The organism is Rathayibacter rubneri (assembly GCF_023743255.1).
GTDB lineage: Bacteria > Actinomycetota > Actinomycetes > Actinomycetales > Microbacteriaceae > Rathayibacter > Rathayibacter rubneri.
On record NZ_JAMRYM010000040.1, the window covers coordinates 23,352 to 30,429 of the forward strand.

Here is a 7,078-nt window from a genome sequence, read left to right on the forward strand (position 1 = left end):
AGCTTCCCCGCACGCCCTGAGGAAGGCCCCCGTGACGCTGTTCTCCGACGATCCCCGGCACTCGCCCTCACGCGGGAAGCGGGCGTGGGCGGGGCCGACCGTGCTCTTCTCGGGAGTCGCCCTGGTGGTCGCGCTGGGCGTCGCGCCGGCCCCCTACGTCATCGAGCAGCCGGGCCCCGTCTTCGACACCCTCGGCACCAGCGAGGCCGACGGCGAGGACGTCCCGCTCATCTCCATCCCCGACGAGCCCACCTACCCCACGACCGGCACGCTCGACATGCTGACCGTCTCGGTCGTCGGGAACCCCGAGAGCCTGCCCAACTGGGTCGAGATCGTCGGCGCCTGGTTCGACCGCAGCAAGGCCGTCGTCCCGGTGGAGTCGATCTTCCCGAGATCGGTGACGGTGCAGGAGCGCGACGAGGCCAACCAGGCAGAGATGACCGACTCGCAGCAGGAGGCGATCGCCGTGGCGCTGACCGAGCTCGGCTACCCGGTCGCCCAGCGGGTGTCGGTCGTGCAGATCCCGGAGGGGTCGCCCTCGGTCGACGTCCTCGAGCCGGGCGACGCGGTCGTCGCCGTCGAGGGCGCCCCCGTGTCCGACGTCGCCGCGCTGCGCGACGCCGTGCAGGCGTCCGGGGTCGGTGTCCCGGTCGGTCTCACGATCGAGCGCGACGGTGCGCAGAGGGACGTCCAGGTGGTGCCGGTCGACAGCGACGGCGCCGCAGTGATCGGCATCGTCGCGGGCCTGGCCTTCGACTTCCCCTTCGAGGTCGACATCCAGCTGGACGACGTGGGCGGTCCGAGCGCGGGCATGATGTTCGCCCTCGGCATCATCGACAAGCTGACCGAGGGCTCGCTGAACGGCGGCGAGGAGGTGGCGGGCACCGGCACCATCGACGCGGACGGGCAGGTCGGGCCCATCGGCGGCATCCGGCAGAAGATGTTCGGCGCGGTGGCGGCGGGGGCCGACTGGTTCCTCGCTCCCGCGCAGAACTGCGGCGAGGTCGTCGGGCACGTGCCGGACGGCATCGACGTGCTCAGCGTGGCGACGCTCGACGAAGCGCTCGCCGCGCTCGACGGCATCGCCGCCGGCGACGTGTCGGGGCTGCCCACCTGCGACGGGGCGACTCCGATCGGCTGACGCCCGCCTCCGGCTGTCGAGGCCGACGCTCAGGTGGGGCCCGCACCCGTCGCATAGCATGGGTGGCCTCCCCTCACATCTCGACAGCAAGAGGCCCATCCGTGAGTTCCACAGCAACCGAAACCCCGCAGCGGAAGAGACGGAGCGTCCTCGCCGTCACTGTCGTGGTGGTGGCCGTTCTGGTGGTGGCGTTCTTCGTCTTCGCCGGTCTCTACACCGACATCCTCTGGTACGACCAGCTCGGCTTCCTCTCCGTCCTCACGACGCAGTGGGCGGCGGCCGGCGGGCTCTTCGTCATCGGCTTCGCCGCCATGGCGATCCCGGTCTTCATCAGTCTCACGCTGGCCTACCGCCTGCGCCCGGTCTACGCGAAGCTCAACTCGCAGATCGACCGCTACCAGCAGGTGGTGGAGCCGCTGCGCCGTCTGGCGACCTTCGGCATCCCTGCGGTCCTGGGCCTGTTCGCGGGCGTCTCGTCGGCGTCGCGCTGGCAGACCAGCCTCACGTTCTGGAATCGCACCCCCTCGGGCGACGTCGACCCGCAGTTCGGGCTGGACACGTCCTTCTACCTGTTCGAGCTGCCCTTCTACCAGAGCCTCGTCGGGTTCGCCTCGGCGGTCCTCATCATCTCGGCGCTCGCCACCCTGGCCACCGGCTACCTCTACGGCGCGATCCGCGTGAACGGCCGCGAGGTCCGGATCTCGAAGTCCTCGCGCATCCAGCTCGCGATCATCGCGGCGCTCTACCTCCTCGTGCAGGCCGTCAGCCTCTGGCTCGACCAGTACGCGACCCTCACCGACCAGGGCGCCCGCATCACCGGAGCGACCTACTCGTCGGTCAACGCGACCATCCCGGGCCTGCAGATCCTCGCCGGCGTCGCCGTGCTCGTCGCGGTCCTCTTCGTCGTCACCGCGTTCATCGGACGATGGCGCCTTCCCGTCATCGGCACCGCGCTCCTGATCGTCTCGAGCCTGCTCGTCGGCTCCCTCTACCCCTGGATCGTGCAGAAGTTCCAGGTCGAGCCCAACGAGCGCACGCTCGAGGAGCCCTACATCCAGCGCAACATCGAGATGACCCGCCAGGCGTACGGCGTGGACGACGTCCAGGTCATCCCGTACGACGCGACCACCGACGCCGAGCCGGGCGCGCTGCGCTCCGACGCCGAGACCACCGCGAACATCCGCATCCTCGACCCCGCCGTCGTGACGGACGCGTTCTCGCAGCTCCAGCAGTTCCGTCAGTACTACGCGTTCGGCGACGAGCAGGAGGCCCTCGACGTCGACCGCTACAGCATCGACGGCGCGACCCAGGACGCCGTGGTCGGCGTCCGAGAGCTGAACCTCAACGGCCTCGGCAACAACCAGACCTGGTACAACCAGACCCTCGTCTACACCCACGGCTACGGACTGGTCGCCGCCTACGGCAACCAGCGCTCGGCCGACGGCGAGCCCGTCTTCATCGAGTCGGGCGTGCCGACCACCGGCGATCTCGGCGACTACGAGCCGCGCATCTACTTCGGCGAGAACTCGCCGGCGTACTCGATCGTCGGCGGCGACGGCGACCGCAACATCGAGCTCGACTACCCGTCGGGCACCGAGGGCGAGCAGCAGACCTACACGACCTTCGACGGCGAGGGCGGACCCGCACTCGACAACGTGTTCAAGAAGCTCGTCTACGCGATCAAGTTCCAGTCCGAGCAGATCTTCCTGTCGGACGGCGTGAACACCGAGTCGCAGATCCTCTACGACCGCAACCCGGTCGACCGCGTGCAGAAGGTGGCCCCCTACCTGACGCTCGACTCCGACGCCTACCCGACCGTCGTGGACGGCCGCGTGGTCTGGGTGGTCGACGGCTACACCACCTCCGCCGAGTACCCGTACTCGGAGGTGCAGAGCCTGTCGCAGGCGATCGCCGACACGAACACGCAGCAGCAGTTCCCGACCGACGACGTCAACTACATCCGCAACTCGGTCAAGGCGACCGTCGACGCGTACGACGGCAGCGTCACGCTCTACGCGTGGGACACCGAGGACCCGATCCTGCAGACCTGGCAGAAGATCTTCCCGAGCACGGTCGAGCCGATCAGCGAGATGTCGGCCGACCTGCTCAGCCACGTCCGGTACCCCGAGGACCTCTTCAAGGTCCAGCGCGCGGTCCTCGGCACCTACCACGTCACGGACGCCGGCTCCTTCTACTCGCGCGAGGCGGCCTGGTCGACTCCGAACGACCCGACCAGCGGCACCTCGACCGCCGCGGCGGTCGGCGGGGACTCGCTGCAGCCCCCGTACTACCTGACGCTCCAGACCCCCGACGTCGAGGTGCCGTCGTACTCGCTCTACTCCACGTACATCCCGGCCAGCACGCCGGGGAGCCAGGCGAGCCGCAACGTGCTCACCGGGTACCTCGTGGCCGATTCCGACGCGGGTGCGACCGAGGGGAGCGTCGCCGACGGCTACGGGACCCTGCGGCTGCTCGAGCTCCCGAGCGACGACACGGTGCCCGGCCCCGGTCAGGTGCAGAACGCGTTCAACACCGACCCGACGGTCGCCAACCAGCTCGCCCTGCTCTCGCGCGGCGACACGACGGTGACCCGGGGCAACCTGCTCACCCTCCCGGTGGGCGGCGGCCTGCTCTACGTGCAGCCGATCTACGTGAGCTCGAACGGCGACACGAGCTTCCCGCTCCTGCAGAAGGTGCTCGTGGCGTTCGGCGACGACATCGCCTTCGAGGACACCCTCGACGCGGCGCTCGACAGCCTCTTCGGCGGGGACTCCGGCGCGGACGCGGGCGACACCGGCACCCCGGTCACGCCCGATACCGGGACCGATCCCGGAACGGACACCGGCACGGATCCGGGGACCGACACCGAGACCGGCGGCACCGACACCGACACCGGCGACCAGACGCCGCTGCAGCAGGCCCTCGCGGACGCCAGCACGGCGCTCGCGGCCCGCGAGGCGGCCCTGCGCGACGGCGACCTGACCGCCTTCGCCGCGGCCGACGAGCAGCTGACCGAGGCCCTCACCCGAGCGCTCGAGGCGGAGGGGCAGCAGTAGCGCGATGGTCCAGGTCGACCGCGGCGAGCACCTGCGCTCGGGGGAGTGGCTCGATCTGAACCGCGCCCTCTGGGACGAGCGCGTCGCCGCGCACGCCGGCAGCGCGTTCTACGACCTGTCGGCGCTGCGGGGCGGCGCGGGCCGGCTCTTCCCGGTCGAGGAGGAGTCGCTCGCCCGCGTCGCCCCCGGCGGCTGGGAGGGCAAGCGGGTCCTGCACCTGCAGTGCCACTTCGGTGCCGACACGCTCGCGCTGGCCCAGCGCGGCGCGGAGGTCATCGGCGTCGACTTCTCGATGGCGGCGGTCCGGGAGGCGCGCGGTCTCGCGACCGAGCTCGGCCTGGCCGACCGCGCCCGCTTCGTCTGCGCCAACCTCTACGAGCTGCGGCACATGCTGCCGGAGCCCGACTCCTTCGACGTCGTCGTGACGACCTGGGGCACCGTCGTATGGCTCCCGGACCTCGTCGAGTGGGCCCGCATCGTCGAGTGGTTCCTCGCGCCGGGCGGATCGTTCGTGTTCGTCGACACGCATCCGTCCGCCGCGGTGCTCACCGGCTCGCCCGAGGGTCCGGAGCCGCGCTTCCAGCAGCCGTACGACGGCGGCGGCGAGCCCCGGGTCGTCGAGGGCGCCGGCGACTACGCCGGCACGGACGTCGCCTTCGAGAACGACCGCGCCCACGAGTGGAGCCACTCGCTCGGCTCGATCGCCTCGGCCCTGCTCAGTGCGGGCCTCGCGATCACCGAGCTGCGCGAGGAGCCGATCGCACCTTGGCGCGTGACGCCCCAGCTGGTGCAGCGCGAGGACGGAGCGTGGGCCTGGCCGGAGCAGGAGTGGCTGCCGCTCGCGCTCGCGATCACCGCCTCGAAGCGCTCCTGATCGGACGGAGTCCGGACCGGCCCCGTGCTCGATTTGCGCTCTCCCTGATCCGCGTGTAGTGTTTCTTCTTGTGCCGCGGGGTGGAGCAGTTCGGTAGCTCGCTGGGCTCATAACCCAGAGGTCGTAGGTTCAAATCCTGCCCCCGCAACAAGAAAGCGAAACCCGGTCTCGTCAGAGGCCGGGTTTCGTCGTTAACGGGCGGCTCCCGAGGGGCTGGCGCGCGGCCCTCAGCCCGCGTCGATCACGCTCAGCACGTTGCCCGCCGGGTCGCGGAACCACGCGATGTCGGGGCCGTGCCCGCGCATCACTCCGGTCTCGTCCGTCGGCAGCTCGTCGTCGTCGTAGATCTTCGTGGTCACTCCCACGGCGTTCAGCTCGGCGACCGCGTCGTCCACCGAGTCGACCGCGAGGTTGAGGATCGTGAAGGTCGCGGGGACGTGGTCCGACTTCGGATAGGCGATCGCGTGCCCACCACCGGGCAGGTCGATCTCGAGGATCCCCATCTCGTTCACCGACACGTCGAACCCCAGCGCGCCGCCGTAGAAGGCCCGCGCGGCCTCGATGTCGTCGACGCTGAAACCGCTGAACACGCGCGCGCTCGTGACCACGGCGCACTCCTTCCGTCCGCGGGCGGCTCCGTTGCCGCTCCGTCGCCTCGGACGCTACTCTGATCGGCTGCCCGCGTCACCACCGCCGGCGGCCCCGGACGACGACGAGGAGGAACCGGCATGCCCGTCGCTCTCCCTCGCGCCCTCCGGCCCTTCCGGACCCGCCGCTACCGGTTCCTCGCCGGCGCGCTGGCGCTGTCCCTCGTCGCCAGCGGCGTCTGGATCGTCGCGCTGGTCTGGCAGGTCATCGCCCTGGGCGGCGGGCCGAGCGACGTCTCGCTGGTCGCGACCGCCAGCGCCTCGGGCCTCGTGCTCGCCGTGCTGCTCGGGGGAGTGGCGGCCGACCGCGTCCCCCAGCGCCGGCTGCTGATCGCGGTGGAGGCCGTCCGGGTCCTGGTGGTGCTCGGAGCGGTCGGCCTGTCGGCGGACGGCATCCTCACCGTCGGCCGTCTGACAGCGATCGCGTTCGTGCTCGGCGTCGGCGAGGCGTTCTTCTTCCCCGCGTACTCCGCGATCCTGCCCCGACTGCTGCCGCCCGATCAGCTGCTCGCCGCGAACGGCGTCGAGGGAGCGCTGCGCCCGATCGCGCAGAGCGCGGCCGGACCGGCGATCGCGGGGGCGGTCATCGCGGCGGCCGCTCCCTCGGCCGCCTTCGCCGTCGCGGCGATCGGGTACGCGCTCGGACTCGCGGCCCTGCTCCTGATGGGGCCCGTGCCCGTCGAGCGCGCGTCCGACACCGGAGGATCGCCGCTGCGCTCCGCGCTCCGCGACCTCCGCGAGGGGTTCGCCTACATGGTGCGAACGCGCTGGCTCCTGGCGACGCTGCTGTTCGCCGTCGTCCTCGTGTTCCTCGTGGTCGGTCCGATCGAGGTGCTCGTGCCCTTCGCGGTGCGCGAGCAGACCGGGGCGGGAGCCGGCGGCTACGCACTCGCGCTCACCGCGTACGGAGCGGGCGGCGTCGTGGGCTCCCTCGTCGTCTCCTCGCGCCCGGTGCCGCGGCGCTATCTGACGACGATGATCCTGCTCTGGGGACTCGGCACGCTGCCCTTCGCGCTCCTCGGCCTCGTCGACCGGCTCTGGATGATCGCGGCGATCCTGTTCCTCGACGGAGTGACCGGGTCGGCCGCGCAGGTGCTGTGGGGCACGCTGCTGCAGCAGCGGGTGCCGCCGGCTCTGCTGGGCCGGGTCTCGAGCCTGGACTTCTTCGTCTCGCTGGCGCTGATGCCGGTCTCGATGGCCGTCGCGGGCCCGGTGGGCGAGGCGGTGGGCATCGCTCCGACGTTCGCGGTGGTGGGAGTCCTCGCGGCCCTCTCCGCGGTCGTCACGCTCCTGCTCGCACGCCTCGGACCGGACGAGCTGGCGCACCCCCTGCGCACGTCCTGAGGGCGCGCCGGGCGGT

5 protein-coding genes and 1 tRNA gene are annotated in these 7,078 nt (G+C 71.3%); 5 read left to right on the plus strand and 1 reads right to left on the minus strand.

Translation table 11 applies throughout. The annotated features are described in order from the left end of the window. Positions 1 to 31: 31 nt before the first annotated feature. The 4 genes from NB037_RS10620 to NB037_RS10635 all read left to right on the plus strand — a co-directional run bounded on the left by NB037_RS10620 (position 32) and on the right by NB037_RS10635 (position 5,219). Positions 32 to 1,141, plus strand: a complete 1,110-nt coding sequence (locus NB037_RS10620; RefSeq protein ID WP_251945625.1) for a YlbL family protein — start codon at positions 32 to 34, stop codon at positions 1,139 to 1,141. Between the two features lie 101 nt (positions 1,142 to 1,242). Continuing rightward, complete coding sequence (locus NB037_RS10625) at positions 1,243 to 4,197, plus strand: UPF0182 family membrane protein (RefSeq protein WP_251945626.1); 2,955 nt, start codon at positions 1,243 to 1,245, stop codon at positions 4,195 to 4,197. A 4-nt stretch (positions 4,198 to 4,201) separates the two neighbouring features. Then, positions 4,202 to 5,071 (plus strand): class I SAM-dependent methyltransferase, encoded by an 870-nt coding sequence (locus NB037_RS10630; protein ID WP_251945627.1) that lies wholly within the window; start codon positions 4,202 to 4,204, stop codon positions 5,069 to 5,071. A gap of 74 nt (positions 5,072 to 5,145) precedes the next feature. Next, a tRNA-Met gene (locus NB037_RS10635) sits at positions 5,146 to 5,219 on the plus strand. Positions 5,220 to 5,298: 79 nt separating this feature from the next. On the opposite strand, the gene NB037_RS10640 is transcribed toward NB037_RS10635, so the two are convergent. Continuing rightward, positions 5,299 to 5,679, minus strand: coding sequence for a VOC family protein (locus NB037_RS10640; protein WP_251945628.1), 381 nt, complete (start codon positions 5,677 to 5,679; stop codon positions 5,299 to 5,301). 120 nt (positions 5,680 to 5,799) lie between these two features. Here NB037_RS10640 and NB037_RS10645 point away from each other — a divergent pair, with 120 nt between their 5' ends. Then, positions 5,800 to 7,062 carry an MFS transporter gene (locus tag NB037_RS10645; protein WP_251945629.1) on the plus strand — a complete coding sequence of 421 codons (1,263 nt, stop codon included), beginning with the start codon at positions 5,800 to 5,802 and terminating at the stop codon, positions 7,060 to 7,062. Positions 7,063 to 7,078: the final 16 nt, after the last annotated feature.

What these genes read in the sequence shown, in the direction of transcription:
- NB037_RS10645 (WP_251945629.1), top strand. Translation starts at nt 5,800, where the DNA reads ATGCCCGTCGCTCTCCCTCGCGCCCTCCGGCCCTTCCGGACCCGCCGC.
- NB037_RS10630 (WP_251945627.1), top strand. Translation starts at nt 4,202, where the DNA reads ATGGTCCAGGTCGACCGCGGCGAGCACCTGCGCTCGGGGGAGTGGCTC.